At 57.3% G+C, this 15572-nt stretch carries 11 protein-coding genes; 2 read left to right on the top strand and 9 right to left on the bottom strand.

What is annotated here, in order from left to right; translation table 11 throughout:
• Positions 1 to 11: 11 nt before the first annotated feature.
• From EI77_RS06770 to EI77_RS06755, 4 genes are all read right to left on the bottom strand, one after another.
• Complete coding sequence (locus EI77_RS06770) at positions 12 to 251, bottom strand: hypothetical protein (RefSeq protein WP_133794032.1); 240 nt, start codon at positions 249 to 251, stop codon at positions 12 to 14.
• 50 nt (positions 252 to 301) lie between these two features.
• Positions 302 to 3025: a DEAD/DEAH box helicase gene (locus EI77_RS06765; RefSeq protein ID WP_166647089.1), complete on the bottom strand. Its 2724-nt coding sequence runs from the start codon at positions 3023 to 3025 to the stop codon at positions 302 to 304.
• A 109-nt stretch (positions 3026 to 3134) separates the two neighbouring features.
• The gene (locus tag EI77_RS06760) at positions 3135 to 3842 is read right to left on the bottom strand and encodes an outer membrane lipoprotein-sorting protein (RefSeq protein WP_133794030.1); all 708 of its coding nucleotides are present in this window, start codon (positions 3840 to 3842) and stop codon (positions 3135 to 3137) included.
• A gap of 94 nt (positions 3843 to 3936) precedes the next feature.
• On the bottom strand, positions 3937 to 5310 hold the full coding sequence (locus EI77_RS06755; protein WP_133794029.1) for a sigma-54-dependent transcriptional regulator: 1374 nt from the start codon (positions 5308 to 5310) through the stop codon (positions 3937 to 3939).
• Between the two features lie 297 nt (positions 5311 to 5607).
• On the opposite strand from EI77_RS06755, the gene EI77_RS06750 reads away from it, so the two are divergent.
• A complete protein-coding gene (locus tag EI77_RS06750; protein ID WP_133794028.1) occupies positions 5608 to 6417 on the top strand; it encodes a hypothetical protein in 810 nt (269 codons plus the stop codon).
• Between the two features lie 151 nt (positions 6418 to 6568).
• Here the strand turns inward: EI77_RS06750 and aroB are convergent, their stop codons facing one another.
• A complete protein-coding gene (aroB, locus tag EI77_RS06745) occupies positions 6569 to 7666 on the bottom strand; it encodes a 3-dehydroquinate synthase (protein ID WP_133794027.1) in 1098 nt (365 codons plus the stop codon).
• Entirely contained in the window at positions 7624 to 8565 is a 942-nt protein-coding gene (gene miaA / locus EI77_RS06740) for a tRNA (adenosine(37)-N6)-dimethylallyltransferase MiaA (RefSeq protein ID WP_133794026.1), read from the bottom strand. The genes aroB and miaA overlap by 43 nt, the downstream gene beginning before the upstream one ends.
• Positions 8566 to 8598: 33 nt before the next feature.
• Between miaA and EI77_RS06735 the strand changes: the two genes are divergently transcribed.
• Positions 8599 to 9510, top strand: a complete 912-nt coding sequence (locus EI77_RS06735; RefSeq protein ID WP_133794025.1) for a TlpA family protein disulfide reductase — start codon at positions 8599 to 8601, stop codon at positions 9508 to 9510.
• A gap of 24 nt (positions 9511 to 9534) precedes the next feature.
• Here the strand turns inward: EI77_RS06735 and EI77_RS06730 are convergent, their stop codons facing one another.
• The 3 genes from EI77_RS06730 to EI77_RS06720 form a co-directional block, all read right to left on the bottom strand.
• Positions 9535 to 10839, bottom strand: coding sequence for a TolC family protein (locus EI77_RS06730; protein ID WP_166647088.1), 1305 nt, complete (start codon positions 10837 to 10839; stop codon positions 9535 to 9537).
• A gap of 342 nt (positions 10840 to 11181) precedes the next feature.
• Positions 11182 to 12240, bottom strand: a complete 1059-nt coding sequence (locus EI77_RS06725; protein WP_133794023.1) for an efflux RND transporter periplasmic adaptor subunit — start codon at positions 12238 to 12240, stop codon at positions 11182 to 11184.
• A gap of 57 nt (positions 12241 to 12297) precedes the next feature.
• Positions 12298 to 15492, bottom strand: coding sequence for an efflux RND transporter permease subunit (locus EI77_RS06720; protein ID WP_133794022.1), 3195 nt, complete (start codon positions 15490 to 15492; stop codon positions 12298 to 12300).
• Between the last annotated feature and the right edge of the window lie 80 nt (positions 15493 to 15572).

The following is a 15572-nucleotide window of genomic DNA, read 5'->3' as shown; positions in this document are numbered from 1 at the left end:
AGAGGACTTTTTCAGACCAGTTCCTCAGGAACCTGACCGACGAGGCGCGGCTGCAAACCGATGTTGGTAAATACCTCCATGACATCTTTCATGGAGACCTCGGTGGGTTCGTCCAGTTCGAAATAAACGAGTTCATGGTGGGTATCCACCTTGTAACGCACCTGGGGAATCAGGTCCATCTGGCCGCGCAATTCCAGCAGTCTGGACTCCGCACGGAGACCAGGGGCATAAACTTCGATTTCGATCATCATCACCTTTTATCCAAAGGGAGAGAAAACGACCAGCAAAAAGGTAAACCTCTTCACGCTTCCAAAAGCCGCTGAATATCGTCCTGGGTCAGGCGCAGTTTTTCCGTTCGGCCCGATAGCAGGCCTTCAATGAGAGCAGCCTTGGTCTTTTGCATCTCCACGATGCGCTCCTCAATGGTGCCCTGGCAGATGAGCTTGTGAATGAAGACCGGTTTTGTCTGGCCGATACGGTGTGCCCGGTCACTGGCCTGCGCCTCTGCCGCCGGATTCCACCAAGGATCATAGTGGATGACCGTATCCGCAGTGGTGAGGTTCAACCCGGAGCCGCCTGCCTTCAGGCTGATGAGGAATACAGGCACCTGCCCGGCCTGGAAACGGCGCATAGGGGTCTCCCGGTCCTTGGTTTCCCCAGTCAGTTTCACAAAGGGGATCCGTGCCTCCTTCAAGGCAGCCTCAATGATGGCCAGCATCTGGGTAAACTGGGAAAAGATAAGTACCCGATGTCGTTCATCAATGAGCTCCGGTAACAGATCCTCCATCAAAAAGGCGGTCTTGGCCGATTCGGCCAATTTTTGGGCAGCTTCGATTTTAAGGAGCTGCGGGTGGCAACACACCTGCCGGAGCTTCAACAGCGCATCCAGCACGATGATCTGGCTGCGGTCCAACCCCTGGGCATTGATGGCTTCTTTCACCCGCTGGTCCATGGCTGCGCGGATGGTTTCATAAAGATCCGTCTGCGCCTTGCCTAACTCAATGGTGTGCAGGATCTCCGTCTTCGGCGGCAGGTCCTTGGCTACCGCACTTTTGGTTCGGCGTAGGAGCAGCGGTTGCAGACGCGCAGCGAGCTGCTGCTGACGTTCTGAGTCAGCATCCCGCTCAATGGGATTTCGATAAAAGCTGCGGAAGCTATCCGCATCCCCGAGGATGCCCGGCATTAAAAATTGAAACAAGCTCCACAACTCCCCGAGATGATTTTCAATGGGGGTGCCGGTCAGGCACAGGCGATGCCGGCTCTTCAGCGTGCCACAAACTTGGGCCACCTTGCTCTTCGGGTTCTTGATGTGCTGGGCCTCATCCAGCGCCACGATGTGCCATTCGATGGGGCGCAGAGACTCCGCATCCCGCACCAGCAGTGGATAGGAGGTGATGATGAGATCATACCGGCCGATGCGGCGGAATTCACTGCGCCGCTCCTCGCCATGCAGCAAAAGCACACGCAATGCCGGAGCAAACTTGGCGGCCTCACGGGCCCAGTTTCTCAGCACCGAGGTGGGTGCCAGGATCAGGCACGGGCGGTCCATGCGACCAGCCTCCTTTTCCAAAAGCAGATGCGCCAGGGTCTGCAAAGTCTTGCCCAGTCCCATGTCATCCGCCAGGACGCCATGGAGGCCGAATTCGCGTAAAAACTGCAGCCAGCTCAACCCCTCCTGCTGGTAAGGCCGCAAGGAAGCCCGCAGGCCCTCAGGAGGCTGCACCTGGGACATTTCGGTAAAGCCTTGGAGGCGCTCCTTCAGTGCCGCCAGCTCCGCAGGAACACGGATCGGCAGACCATCCAGGCTGGCGAGCTGGGCTGCACGCAGCTTGTCCAGTTGCAGCCGACCGCCTTTTTGCACAGGGCGCGTGGCCAGCAGTTCATCCAGGAAACGAAGCAGTACTAGCAGGCGCCGCGCAGGCACGGCCAGTACCGGATTTCCTACCCCAGGCAAGGCGATGAGGTAGTTTTGATCCAGGTTCGCTTCCAGCACGGCGGGTGTGAGCCCCCGGTCGATGCAGTCCACCAGCAATGGCACCAAGGAAATGCGCTCGCCTTTGACATCCACTCCCAGATCCAGTGAAAACGTATCGCGTCCGGCAATGTCGTCCTCCAGTTCAGTGAACCAAGCCTCCTCCCCCACTTCATGGATGCCAAAGCCGAAGTCCTCAGGGACCTCCACCAGCCAGCCCTCTGCACACAGCAGCGGCACATGATCCCGCAGGAACTGGGACCAGTGCAGGGAATGCTCCCGGTCCCCCATGGAAAACAAGGCCGACAGAGGCTCCGTGGCGCTCACATCCGGCATTGCCTGGGTCAGGGGCAGTAATTTAGTCTGCATCAAATCCGTGAGGAACAGCCTTTCCGTGCGCACATTGCGGGTGAGCGCCCAAGTAGCCCCCTCTGCATCCTTCCAGCGTGAACCTGCATTGCGGCCAGGCAGTTGAAACTGCTGTGAGCAGCCCTCATAGCTAACAAAAAGTTCAGCAACACCAATGCTCATCTGCACCTGAACAGGCTGGCTGCGGCCTATTTTCACCTGTGGCCGCTCCACCATGATGCGGCGCAGGCGCAGGTGCGGCATCGGTCGCTCATTGTCCAGTTGCAGGGCATCATCCGCACCGCTGGCGGTCCCACTGGGCGCCTCAGCCCCTACCGTTCCCTGCCCAGGACGGGCCATTTTTTCGATCAATTCACGGCTGGCTTCCGCTTCACAAAATAGCATCAAGGCAGCCGCATGCTCGCAGAGGGAGCCGGCATGGCAGGTGCACTCCGTCGTCAGATGCAGATCTCCATTTGCCGCCAGGCGCAGTCGCAACCGGGGTTCTTCATGGGTCAGGTCACTGCGCCCCACCACCCCGCTCATTTCGATTTCATCCGCACGGATGAGGGTCACCTCCTTCACCTTCGAATATAGCTTTACCCACTTTGATGCGGCCTCAATCTGTTGCCGCCTGAACAGCCACATCCAGGACTTGCGGCGCACTTGGGACCAAAGCTGGGTAAAAGGGAACGAGTCAGGCACGGGGGCCTTTTGGCTTAGCATGCTGAGGGGCTGTGCCAAGCGGTTTTACAGAAAGGAGCAAAAAACAGGAGACTCATCCGTCTCCTGTGCGGTCACCAGCGAGTGAAAACTACTGCTTCTCCGGTTTATCCATGGTCATGTAGGTCATGCCTTTGCGGTCGCCGTTCAGAGGATTGAACGATTGTACTCGCATTTCCCGCAAGGCACTGGCCTCACCGACCTTCCAGACTTTCATGACTTCAAAACGCTTTACCAATTTACTGGCGGAGTTGTAGGCTTCCATCTTGGCCACGCCACCGCTTTCCTGGTGCACCCAGAGATCCACCGTATAATAAGGGCCGCTCGTATCTGGAGCCGTCACGCGCACCAGCCAGCATTTGATCCGGGCCGCAGTGATGCGGGCATTGGCGTTCATCATCTTCACGTCTTTCCAGTACAAGAACCGCTGAGAAAGATCTTCATAATTGAAGTCCATCTCACGCACGGAATCCGCCGCATTCTTCAAAGGCACTTGGCTGCTGCCACCTGCCTTCACCTGCCATAGCGTGGCGGGGGAGGTGGTGAGATCCAAGTGAATAATTTCTGCAGGGGGATTTGAAAAACGGAACCGCATGACGGATTTTGTCAGGGTCAGCTCTAGCGGCTCCACCTTGCCTGTATCTTCATCCCTCAGCTTGCCGGTCATCTTGTGATCCTGCATGGCGTAGCTGCGTCGAACTAGACCCAGGATTTCAGCCGCAGTCGGTGTGGCTACCGATTGGGCCATACTGGAAGAGGCGACAGTAGCAAGGCAGGCAAGAAGGAGACGGCGTTTCATGGATGATCTATAGACCCAGCAGCGGGGTCATTCATTCAATCGCTGATTTTGTTCAGGGGCAAACACAAAGCCGCATTTGCTCCATCCATATCTTTTAGGCGGTTGTCTTGCGGTCCACATTCAGCCCCATCTTGCGGTAGAGCGTGGCTATGCTGACCCCAAGCATGGAGGCTGTCTTTTCACGAGAGCCATTATTATACTTCAGGGTCTCCTGGATAAACAGGCGCTCCTGGCCACGGATAAAGTCATCCAGGGTGGAGCCAATGGGCAATTGAGTGGTTCCACCGGAAACAGAAGTCGTGGGCACCTCAATCTGCTGAGTCACCTTGGTTGGCAGATCGGCGGGACGAATGCGGTCATTTTCTGCAAAGGCACAGGCACGTTCCACGGCATTGCGCAGTTCAGAGATATTGCCGGGCCACGGATACTTCTCCAGAAACTCCAGAGCATAAGCATCCATCGTCTTGGGACGTGAATCAGTACGATCCGTCAAATCCTTCAAAAAGTGATCCACGAGGGGCTTGATGTCTTCCCGGCGCTCACGCAGCGGTGGAATCTTCAGAGGAACGACGGATAGCTTATAATAGAGGTCTTCACGGAAGATGCCTTTTTTCGAAGCCTCCTCCAGGCAGATGGTGGTGCTGACAACGAGACGGAAATCCGAGCCACTGTTGCTGCTCCAAGCGCTACGGCGAGACTGCATCTCGTCCAAGAAAGTATTGAGCTGGGCCTGGATTCGCGCAGGGAGAACATGCACTTCCGCCAAGTGGACCGTGCCGCCGCTGGCACGGCTAAAAATGCCACCCTGGCCATTTGTATGACCGAAAAGTTCGGATTCCAGAGCCTCTTCAGGCATGGCACTGCATTGCAGTTCTTTATATGGGGCCGAGCTGCGCCGACTGGCTTCATGCAACGCACGGGCGACCATGTGTTTTCCTACGCCAAATTCCCCCTCTAAAAGCACCGGGCTATCATTATCAGCCACCCGGCGAACTATCTCAAAGATGCGTTGGATGGCATCGCTGTGGCCGATCAATTTTGAGGATGCTGCACTTCGCACGCTGGATGTGCTACTCAAAGTGGGCGTCACGGTGCTTGCCGTCGGATTATTGCGATTCAGGGCTTGATTGACCGTCTTGATGAGATCCCCCAGATCAAAGGGTTTCGTCAGGTAATCGAAAGCTCCCAGGCGCATCGCCTCAACCGCAGTCTCCACGGTACCATGACCCGTCACCATGATGACGGCCGTGCTAGGAAACTGGTCCTTGCACATGCTCACCAAGTCTAATCCGTTCACATCGCCAATGCGCAAATCCACAATCACTAGATCTGGCTGCTGGCTGCGGATAGCTGCCATACCATCGATGCCAGTCGTGCATCCAAAGACCGTATGCCCTGCCGCGCGGCAGAGCTTGCTCATCAGTTCAAGGATGGCGGCCTCGTCATCAATGATTACCAGTTTAGCCATAAATAGTTATAAATTGAGAGTCAGAATTGATTATTAAATATGCTAAATGAATATTCTCAACCGTCAATGGCCTTTCATTTCGCATGGCGAGATTCTCTTAGTGCTAATTGCATGATGGCTGGCTCCGCTCAAACAAGGGAGATAGGCTAGTCCTATCATCCGATTTCAACGATGTAGTCTGTAAGACGTCTGGAAGCACTGGATTTTCGTAAGATGACAGACATTTAGCTAAAATTATTGCATTTTGAGCACTGAAGTCTTGCCACTTGGTTTGCCACCTGCTTGCATGACCGCTCGATGGCCATTCCTACCGAATACCAAATCTATGTTCTTGCCACATCCCTGATGGCGGCATTCTTCGTCGCAGCCATGGTTCGCCTGTGGCTTCTACGCTCCGTTGAAGATGAGTTGCTTAAAAACAAGGCCGCCCTTGAAAAACAGGTCGTTCTTCAGCAAAAAGACCTCATGACCGTGCGACAGGAGTCCAGTGCCTGGCGCATCGAAATGCAGCGTCAGTTTGATCTGTTCCGTCACATGGCCAGTGATCAACTGAGTGTGGAGGAAAAGCGATTCAATGACCTGCTGGCAAAATCCACCCGCCGGGAATTCGAATTGCAGGCGGCCTTGGACATCGCCAAACAAATGTGTTCGGAGCTGCCATCCACCCAGGCTCGTGTGCTGCATCTGGAGTCCCTGCTTGCCGCAGCTCCCCCGCCGCCACCGGCCCCCCCGAGCAGCAATGATGGTGGCCTTCCCGCCGCGCCTGTGACTCCGATGCCTGACCTGGGAGGCAATGATACCCCGGCTCCCACTCCAGAAGAAGAAGTCGCTGAAGCTCCACCGCCCCCAGCCTTCGCGATGCCGAAATTCTTCGCCCCGCCACCGCCGCCGCCACCTACTCAAGCAGCCTTTGCTGCTCCTGAGCCGGTCGTCATCGTGGATGAAGAGAAGGTGATGGAACTGGAAGAGAAGCTTGCGGAGGCCGAAAAAAAAAACGCTTCCCTACAAGTGGCTTTAACGACGACGAGACTCCGCTCGCGTTCACGGCCTAACTCCATTCGCAAATACGCCCTTAAAAAGCGCCCCCTCATCAAGGCCATGGCCTAAGAGCAGATATTTCGCAGTCGAAGTAAGACCCGGCCAGTAACGAATCAAAACAACGAAGGCAGAAAAGCTCGAAGGATTTAATCCCGGCTTTTCTGCCTTTGTTTTTTTAACGATGATGTTCTCCGCTCAGGAGAAACTTCTCGAGGCTGCCTCACTTGCGGATTTCATCCAGCGCGGCGATCAAATCGGCCTCCGTCACATCCTTGCTGACAAAAGCCTCACCCAGCTTCGGCAGCAGCACGAAACGGATTTTTCCAGTTTCGAACTTTTTATCCATGCGGGTGATGCGCAGCAGCTCATCCGTATCGAAGCCCTCCGGCAGCCGAGTTGGCAATTCAAACTTTTGAAGCAAGGCGATGATCCGATCACAGTCCGTTTGCAACAGGCCCGCCCGTTTGACCGACAACCAGGCGGCTGCACGCAGGCCTAGGGAGATGGCCTCTCCATGCAGCATGGCTCCATAACCAGCGGCCGCTTCAACAGCATGCCCTAGAGTGTGGCCAAAATTCAGCAGCGCCCTCAAGCCGAGAGTTTCATACTCATCCGCCTCCACAATCGCGGCCTTGATCGCAATATTCCGCCGGATCAGATCCGCCATGTCCCCTGCCCCATCGGCCACGGCATCTATCGCTTCCAGCATGGAGGCATCACGAATGCAGGCGTGTTTAATGATTTCGGCAAACCCCTCGTTCCACTCACGCTTGTGCAGAGAGTCCAGTGTGGCCACATCTGCGATCACATGCAGAGGCTGGTGAAAGGCACCCACCATGTTTTTCGCATCGGGCAGGTTTACACCCGTCTTGCCCCCCACACTGCTGTCCACTTGGCTCAGAACCGTCGTCGGCACCTGCACATAGGGGATGCCACGCTGAAAAATGCTGGCGCAAAAGCCACCCAAATCGCCAATCACACCACCGCCCAGGGCCACCACAAAACTTTTGCGATCCAGCCCCGCACGCACCATTTCACCACACACCGTCTGGGCGCTCAGCAGGGATTTGCTCGCCTCCCCCGCAGGCACTGTGATCAGATGTGCATTCTTGCCTACGGCACGCAGACTTTCCAGTACCGCATCTGCATACAGCGGTCCCACGTTCGAGTCGGTGATGACGGCGCAGCTTTTCCGCTCACCCATCTTTTCCGCGACTTCTGTGCCGATCCCTGACAGCAGCCCGCTCCCCACCTGCACAGTATAGCTGCGTGGACCTAGGTTGACGGGGACGGATTGGAGAGCGGGGACAGCAGCCATGGAAAACGGTCAATAAGTTGAGTGAGCGCTGACTCTGCCGTGGACTGTGAATCCAGGCAAATCGTTTGCAGCCAAGTCTCACGGCGAAACCACGTCATCTGCCGCTTCGCATAACGTCGCGTCGTCTGCTGCATGGATTCAATGGCATCCACCATGGGCAGCTCCCCTGCCAGATGCGCCCGCATTTCCCGCAGACCGATGGCCTTTTTCGCCGTCAGGCCCAGCTCGGGAAGGTCCGTCACCTCCTTTAGTAGTCCTGCCTCCAGCATGGCCTCCACACGCTGGTTGATACGCGCATAAAGATCCTCACGTTCCCATTGGAGGACCACGCCACAGCCTGCGGGCTCGGTTTGCGCAAAGGTCTGGCGCAGTTCGGATTGCGGGCGTCCGGTCATCAGGCAGATCTCCAGTGCCCGGCTCACATAGCGGGGGTTGGCCAGCGGCACATTATCCCCGGCCTGCGGATCCAACGTTAGCAGCAAATCCCGTGCATCCTCCGCTGCCATGGCGGCGACGCGCGACCGCACATCCGGATCCGTCGGCGGTAACGATGCCAGACCGTGAGAGAGCGATTTCACATAAAGCCCGGAGCCCCCCACCACCACGGGCAGCTTTCCCCGTGCCGCGATGTCTGCGATGACCGGAAGCGCCATTTCACGATACCTTTGAGCATCGCAGGCTTCCTTCAGAGGTATCACTCCATACAAATGGTGGGGCACTTTTTCGAAATCGGCAGCGGCTGGTTTCGCGGTCAAAATGTCCATGCCGCGATAGAGCTGAAAAGCATCCGCGTTCACAATCTCTCCGCCCACCTTTTCTGCCAGGGCCAGAGCCAGCGCCGATTTTCCGCTGGCCGTGGGGCCAACAATGAAAAAAGGGATACAAAACCGGTTCGACATATCTTCAACTAACTGACGTATTCTCCACTGTCCATGAAACCCATTCGCCCATTCCTTCTAGCTGCCCTTCTTTCTGCCAGCCTCCAGGCACAGGAAGCAGCCCCCGCCCCCCAGGAGCTGATGCAGCGCCTGTTCGACCCCAAGGCCAACGAGGAGCAGCTGATGGAAGCAGTCAAGAAGGCCGGCATGGCGGGTATTCCGCGTCAGCAGCTCATCGAGGCCAAACTCGTCTGGGGCCTGCGCAATCAGGACAGCGCATGGCTTACAAAAATCCTTCCCGAGCTGGAAGTACTCGCCGCCAATTTTGACCGTAGCCAATCCGCAGGACTCAAATCCGCCGATGAGATCCGCTCCTTCATTGCATACACGAAGGCTCTCCAGGCGCAGGATAAAAACGATGAGGCTGGTTTCAAATCACAAATTTTAGAGGCCATCTGGCTAAACCCAGGACAGGCCCAGATCTTCACCCAGATCATCGAAAAGAAACGCATGGAGGCTAAAATGGCCAACCTGAAGGTGGATCTAGCCCTGGTGATTACCACCCATGATGGCGAGGCCACCACCCTCGGGGACCAGCTCAGCGATAAGAAGGCTCTGCTGGTGGACTTTTGGGCCTCCTGGTGCGGCCCGTGCATGCAGCTCATGCCCGAGCTGAAGAAGAAAGCGGCGGAACTTTCCAAGCACGGCATCGTCGTCGCCGGCATGAACAAGGACGACAAAGATGCCCAGGCCGTCACTGCTAAAATCCATGACGAGCAAAGCATCGAATTCCCCTGGTTGATCGAGCCTGCGGAGCGCCCATTCACTAAGCTGCTGGAGATTGAAAGCATCCCCCGCATGGTCCTCATTGCCCCCAATGGACAGGTGCTCTTCAACGGACATCCCCAGGATCCTGCCCTGTGGGTCGCCTTGCAAAAGGTGAATCCAGACATCAAGGCCCCTTGAGGCCAGCGGCCCGCATGAAACCGCTTACTTTCCCACGGCACGTTTGAGCCCATGCTGGGCCTTATTGAAATCCGTGACGGATTTCACACGCCCCTGCCGTGCCCGGGTGAGTTCCTCCCGCGCTAACAAATATTCCAACACGACGCCGAGCTGGCTGGCCTGCCTGTCCTGGGCCAGTTTCACCATCTCTTCAGCCGCGTTCACGGCCTCTTCATTGATGCTGAGCTGATCCTTTGCCGACTGGGCTTTGAGCACCGCATCAACGACCTCGCGACCGATGGCGGCTTTGACCTGACCGGTCTGAAGAGCGGCACCCTGCTCACGCGCCTCGGCGATCTTTTGGCGCTGCCGGTCAAACAGCCCGCCAGGGCCGATCTTCCAGCCGAGCCCAACGAAGAAATCCTGCTGGTCATCGAAGTTGCCAAACTCCCCGGCATATCCGCCACCCAGCCCACCCACGCTGTATCCCGCCTGCACGCTGGGAATGGCAGGCGCAATGCGGGTGCGTGCGCTTTCCAGAGAAGCCGCAACATGGGCGGCACCCACAGCACGCAGCTCAGGCCTGTTCTGCCCTGCCTGAGAGAGAAGAGAAGCCACCCCGGTTGTGGCCATCAGGGACACAGGCACCAGGTCAGCCTTGGCTGGGCGGAGGGCAGTCTCGGGGGCCAAACGCAAGATCTCAGCCAGAGCCGAAGCAGCCAGATCCCTCTTTTCCTGGCCCTGCCGGATGGCGATCCGGGCGCGGCTGACCTGAGTCTTCACCCGCAGCAGATCCGCACGGAAGGCCGTGCCTGCGGTAACGGCCCCATCAAGCTGTTTAGCGTAACCTTCGGTTAGGCGAAGATCATCCTCCATAACGGCCAGATCAGCCTCGGCAGCCAGGAGATCGTAATAACGTTCAATGGCTTCCTGAATGATGTCGCGACGTGATTTTTCCGCCAGGTGCTCAGCGGCCAGGGCCTTTTGTTTCGCAGCAAGCGCATTGTAATAAATGTCGCCTGGAGACCAGTCGATCATGATGGACGTGCCCACTGTATACTGCTGCTTTCGCGCATCAAAGATGGCCCCGCCGATGTCCTGGACATTGCCCTCATGACCGCGATAACCGGCGTTTAAAGAAAGCGTGGGCCAGAAGCGCTGCCAGGCCTGCTTGCTCTCGGCGATGGTTTCCAAGTGCTTGACACTGGCTTGCTCGATCTCGTCATTGTTGGCACCCGCCAGCTTCATGACGGTAGGCAGGCTGACGTGCATGGGAGCGGCGGAGGCAAAGGCGGCCGTCAGGAGAAAGAGGAGGATCTGACGCAGTGTAGATGAGTATTGAACAACCATGTGCATAACAATAAGAGTGAAAGGTAGCTGGCAGGGAATTCACGAATACATGGTGCGGTAGGATCCCCAGCAAATAAACACGATGACTGTCCAGCCTGTCCATGCGACAAGACGACTCTCGAGTCGGGTAGACATGACCCCAAGAATGAGTCCCGGCACTGCCAGCCATGTATGCAATAGGGCGGAGCAAAGCTTCTGAGCTGCTACTGCAGGATTGCACACAATAAAGTCAGGCATCATCAAAAATAACAATATCAGGATCGACAACCAGACGAGGGGAGACGCGATCCGATTGATGCATTGCTGGCTTTTTTCAGTCATCCCTTGTATATAATGTGGAAGTCATTTCACCGTCACATCCTGGCCGTCTGTCAGAATGATTGTTCCTGGCAACAGGATGACATCATCTGCTTTCAACTCGGGCAGTTCGACATTCACGCCATCATTGAAGCCGGGTTTGACAGCCGTCTTCACGGCCTTGCCGTTGACGTGTTTAAAAACAAAGCTGCTGGCCTTTTCCTTCACCAGGCCAGCCACAGGGATAAGGGTGGCCCCGTCATGCTGCTCGACGGCGAGGCGGGCGGTGACGAACATGCCGGGGCGGAGGCGACCATCTTCGTTTTTCAGGTCGGCCTCAACCAGCAAGGTGCGCGTGGCGGGATCCAGGACGGTGGAGGTGCGGGAGATGCTGCCTTTGACCACGCTTCCGCTGAGGGCTTCCAACCGGGCCTCCACTTGCTGGCCGGGCTTGATCAGGGAGCTTTCCATTTCGATGACGGGCACTTGCAGGCGCAGAGTCGTGGCATCCACCAGATGCAGCAGCGTCTCGCCACCGGCCGCAGCATAAGCGCCGGGATCCACCCGGCGGTCACTGATGGTGGCCGCAAAGGGAGCCTTGATCTGGGCGAACTGGAGCAGCGTTTCAGCGCGATCCATGCCTGCCTTGGCGATGGCCAGCCTGGCCTCGGCATCATCTACGGACTGCGGCAGGATGAGGTCGGGGGACTTTTTGCGGGCCTCATGCAGGCGCTTCACTTCCACCTCAGCCGCAGTGACGGTGGCGCGGTGGCTGATGAGATCCGCCTGGAGCTCGGGCACTTCTATTTCGATGAGCGTCTGGCCAGCACTAACAACATCCCCTTTGTCCACAGACACATCTTTGACATACCCGGCCACCCGCGCTTTCAGAGCCACCTGCTGCCACGCAGCGAGGCTGGCAGGCAGGCTTATCCACCGATGGATGGTGCCTTTGTGCGGCTTTGCAGCCGGCAGTTCAATGCCAAGGGCACTGTAGGTGATCGACATCCACAGGAGGGTGATGATTTTATAAACAGGATTCACAGGAAGGAAAGAGATCGGTTTACGGTTATTCAGTGCACAGTTCGGGACCAATGGAGACATGATGATGGAGTGTCAGAATAACAAAAAGGTGGTTTATCAAATTCATCTGAGCACTGCTTACTGAGAACTGAGCACTGGCTCCGCTTTTTCAAAGAGCGCCCCTTCTTCATCATCGGGGTCCAGAGAGGCTGAAGTGGCCTTTTGGCTGGCCAGCATCGCAAAGACCGCAGGCAGGATCAGCAGTGTCGCCACGGTCGCCAGGGCCAGCCCACCCACCACAGCACGGCCCAGGGGTGCTGACTGCGCCCCCCCTTCCCCCAGGCCCAGGGCCATCGGCATCATGCCGGCGATCATCGCAAAGCTGGTCATCACGATCGGCCGCAAGCGGCTGACCGCACCTTCAATGGCACCCCGCCGACGGTCTCCCTGATGCGTGATACGGGCACGATCCGCAAACGTGACCAGCAGGATGGCATTCGCCACCGCCACACCGACCGCCATGATCGCTCCCATGGCGGACTGGATGTTCACCGTTGTTCCCGTAAAGAGCAAAGCCATCACCACGCCTGCAATCACCGCAGGCATGGTGGAGATGACCACGAAGGCCAGACGCAAAGACTGGAAATTCGCACACAGCAGCAGAAAGATCACCACGATGGCAATGACCAGTCCATTGCCGAATCCTTCGTAAAGTTGGTTATACGGAATCACCTGGCCGCGCACATCCACTTTCGTTTTGCCATCCGGTGCAGGCCCCAGATCCGCCAGCACCTGTTTCACTGCCGCGATTGCACGGCCAAAATCCGTATCCACAATGTTCGCCGTGACACTGACGATTCGCACCAGGTTGTAGCGCTCATAGGTTCCGACGGCGGTTCCCTGCTCGATCTTCGCCAGATTGCGAAGCAGCACGGGAGTACCGGTTTTCGACGTCACCGTCATGTTGCCAAGGTCCTCGATGGACTGCGTTTTCTCTTCAGGAATCTGCACCTGGACGTTGAAGCTGATGCCGCTGCCTGGATCCGCCCAGAAGACCGGGGCGGTGAACCGGCTGGAGGTCGTCGCCGCCACCAAGGAGCGGGTGACATCCTCCACATCCACCCCCAGCAGACCGGCACGCTCACGGTCAATTTGTACATTCACCGTCGGCGCATCCAGTGTCTGGGCGATCTGTACATCCCTCATGAAAGGCAGTTCCTTCAGCCTGGCCAAAATCTTCTCAGCATGCTCCTTGCTCGCAGGCAGGCTCGGTCCACTGACAGCGATTTCCACTGGCGTTGGCGAACCAAAGCTCATCACACGGCTGACAATGTCCTGCGGCTCAAAGGATAAGCGAACATCCGGCAGTTCGCGGGCGAAGATCCCACGCAGCCTTTCCTGAAAAGCCTCCACATGAACGCCGGATTCAGGCTTCAATTGCACCGCCAGCCAGCCTTCCTCAGGCCCGCCATTCCAGAGGTGCACTAGGTTCACTGGAAAGCTGGAGTTATGCACTCCCACCATGCCGATGGTCATCTCCACCTTGTCTTCACCCCCAGCCTCAGTCGCGATGGTCTTGAGGATCTGCTGCGCAATCTCTTCCGTGATGCCTACCTGGGTACCGCTCGGCGCACGAAACCGGACGGCAAACTGGCCACTGTCCGTCTTTGGGAAAATCTCTGTGCCGAGGAAGGGAGCGAAGCTCACGATAATCAGCACGGCCCCTGCCAGATAGGCGGGCACGAGGATCCAGCGGATGGCGACGGTGGCTTTGACCAAACTCTGATAACCTTTCGCAAGTCCACGAACGGCATCCGTCGAGGAAGCCGAATGCGGCACGCGGGACGCACGCGCTCCACCAAGAAACCACACCGACAGCACAGGCACCAGTGTGCTCGAAAGAATGAAACTGGCGAACATGGCAAACCCGACCGCCAGGGCCAGCGGCACAAACAAGGCCTGCGCCGCCCCCACCATGAAAAAGGCCGGAATGAACACCGCCAGGATGCACAGCATCGCCAGCAGTCGCGGCAGGGTTGTCTCCAGGGTGCCATCGAGAGCGGCGCGCGCCAGTGACTTGCCCCGGCCCAGATGGGTATGGATGTTTTCCACTGTCACGGTGGCTTCATCCACCAGGATGCCCACTGCCAGCGCCAGCCCGCCTAAGGTCATGAGGTGAATGTTTTGCCCAGTGATCCACAGGCCAAAAAGCGCCGCCAGCAAGGACAGCGGAATATTGATGATGACAATGAAGGCCGTGCGCAGATCCCGCAGGAAAACCAGCACCATGAGTCCGGTCAGCACTGCTCCCAGCGCACCCTCTTTCACCAAGTCCCGGATGGTCCGGTTCACCACCGGTGTCTGATCAAAGGCAAAGTCCACCTTGATCCCATCCGGCAGCAGTTTTTGGAATTCAGGGAGGCTCTCCCTCACCTTTTTCACCACCTCCAGCGTGGAGGCTTCCGCACGTTTTGTCACCGGCAGGTAAACCGTGCGCTTGCCATTGGCCAGGGCGTAAGAGGTCGTCACGTCCGCCCCGTCTGAAACTGTGGCCACATCGCGAATAAACACCGCACCTGCCTCCGTCTTTTTCAGCGGCACCGCCTCCAAATCTTTCACGTTGGAAACGATGGCATTGGTCGGCACAATGGGGTAGCGGCCATCCAGGTTGATGTTTCCTGATGGGCTGATGGGATTTCCCCGCGAGATGGCTTTCACGATGTCATCCGGCGAAAGCCCGTAAGCCCTCATCCGGTCCGGATTCACGTTCACCACAACCGCCCGTGAACTGCCCCCAAAGGGTGGCGGAGCAGACACCCCAGGCAAGGTCGCAAAGGCGGGGCGCACCCGGTTCAGCGCCTGGTCCTGCATTTGATTTAGCGTAATGTTCGGATCATCCGTGGAGAAAACCAGATGCCCCACCGCCACACTGCCCGCATCAAATCGCATGATGAAGGGTGCCACCGTTCCTGGCGGCATGAAGGCACGGGAACGGTTCACCTGAGCCACCGTTTCCGACATCGCCTGGCTCATGTCCGTGCCGGGATGGAACTGCAGCTTCATGATGGAAGCGCCCTGGATGGACTTGCTCTCCACATGCTCAATGTTCGCGATGTAGAGGAAGTGATACTCGTAACGGTAGGTCAGGTATCCTTCCATCTGCAGCGGATCCATGCCGCCATACGGCTGGGCCACATAGATGGTGGGGATGCCCAGAGGCGGAAAAATATCCCGTGTCATTCGTTGCATTCCCAGCCACGCTCCCAGGCACACAGCCACCACGGCGACGATGACGGTCCAGGGATGACGAAGGGCAAAACGGGCAAGGGACATGCGGGATTGAGGGAGATAAAGCAGGATGCTGAATCGACGCCCAATTTAAACGGGCTGCGATTACGGGCACCGTAAAACGA

The sequence above is a fragment of the Prosthecobacter fusiformis genome (assembly GCF_004364345.1).
In the GTDB taxonomy this organism is placed as follows: Bacteria; Verrucomicrobiota; Verrucomicrobiia; order Verrucomicrobiales; family Verrucomicrobiaceae; genus Prosthecobacter; species Prosthecobacter fusiformis.
The sequence above is the reverse complement of the archived record's forward strand: the minus strand, read 5'-3'. Positions and strand labels throughout refer to the sequence as shown.

Coding starts and splice junctions, on each gene's coding strand:
- EI77_RS06770 (WP_133794032.1), bottom strand. CDS start 251: ATGATGATCGAAATCGAAGTTTATGCCCCTGGTCTCCGTGCGGAGTCC.
- EI77_RS06760 (WP_133794030.1), bottom strand. CDS start 3,842: ATGAAACGCCGTCTCCTTCTTGCCTGCCTTGCTACTGTCGCCTCTTCC.
- EI77_RS06755 (WP_133794029.1), bottom strand. CDS start 5,310: ATGGCTAAACTGGTAATCATTGATGACGAGGCCGCCATCCTTGAACTG.
- EI77_RS06750 (WP_133794028.1), top strand. CDS start 5,608: ATGGCCATTCCTACCGAATACCAAATCTATGTTCTTGCCACATCCCTG.
- aroB (WP_133794027.1), bottom strand. CDS start 7,666: ATGGCTGCTGTCCCCGCTCTCCAATCCGTCCCCGTCAACCTAGGTCCA.
- miaA (WP_133794026.1), bottom strand. CDS start 8,565: ATGTCGAACCGGTTTTGTATCCCTTTTTTCATTGTTGGCCCCACGGCC.
- EI77_RS06735 (WP_133794025.1), top strand. CDS start 8,599: ATGAAACCCATTCGCCCATTCCTTCTAGCTGCCCTTCTTTCTGCCAGC.
- EI77_RS06730 (WP_166647088.1), bottom strand. CDS start 10,839: ATGGTTGTTCAATACTCATCTACACTGCGTCAGATCCTCCTCTTTCTC.
- EI77_RS06725 (WP_133794023.1), bottom strand. CDS start 12,240: ATGTCTCCATTGGTCCCGAACTGTGCACTGAATAACCGTAAACCGATC.
- EI77_RS06720 (WP_133794022.1), bottom strand. CDS start 15,492: ATGTCCCTTGCCCGTTTTGCCCTTCGTCATCCCTGGACCGTCATCGTC.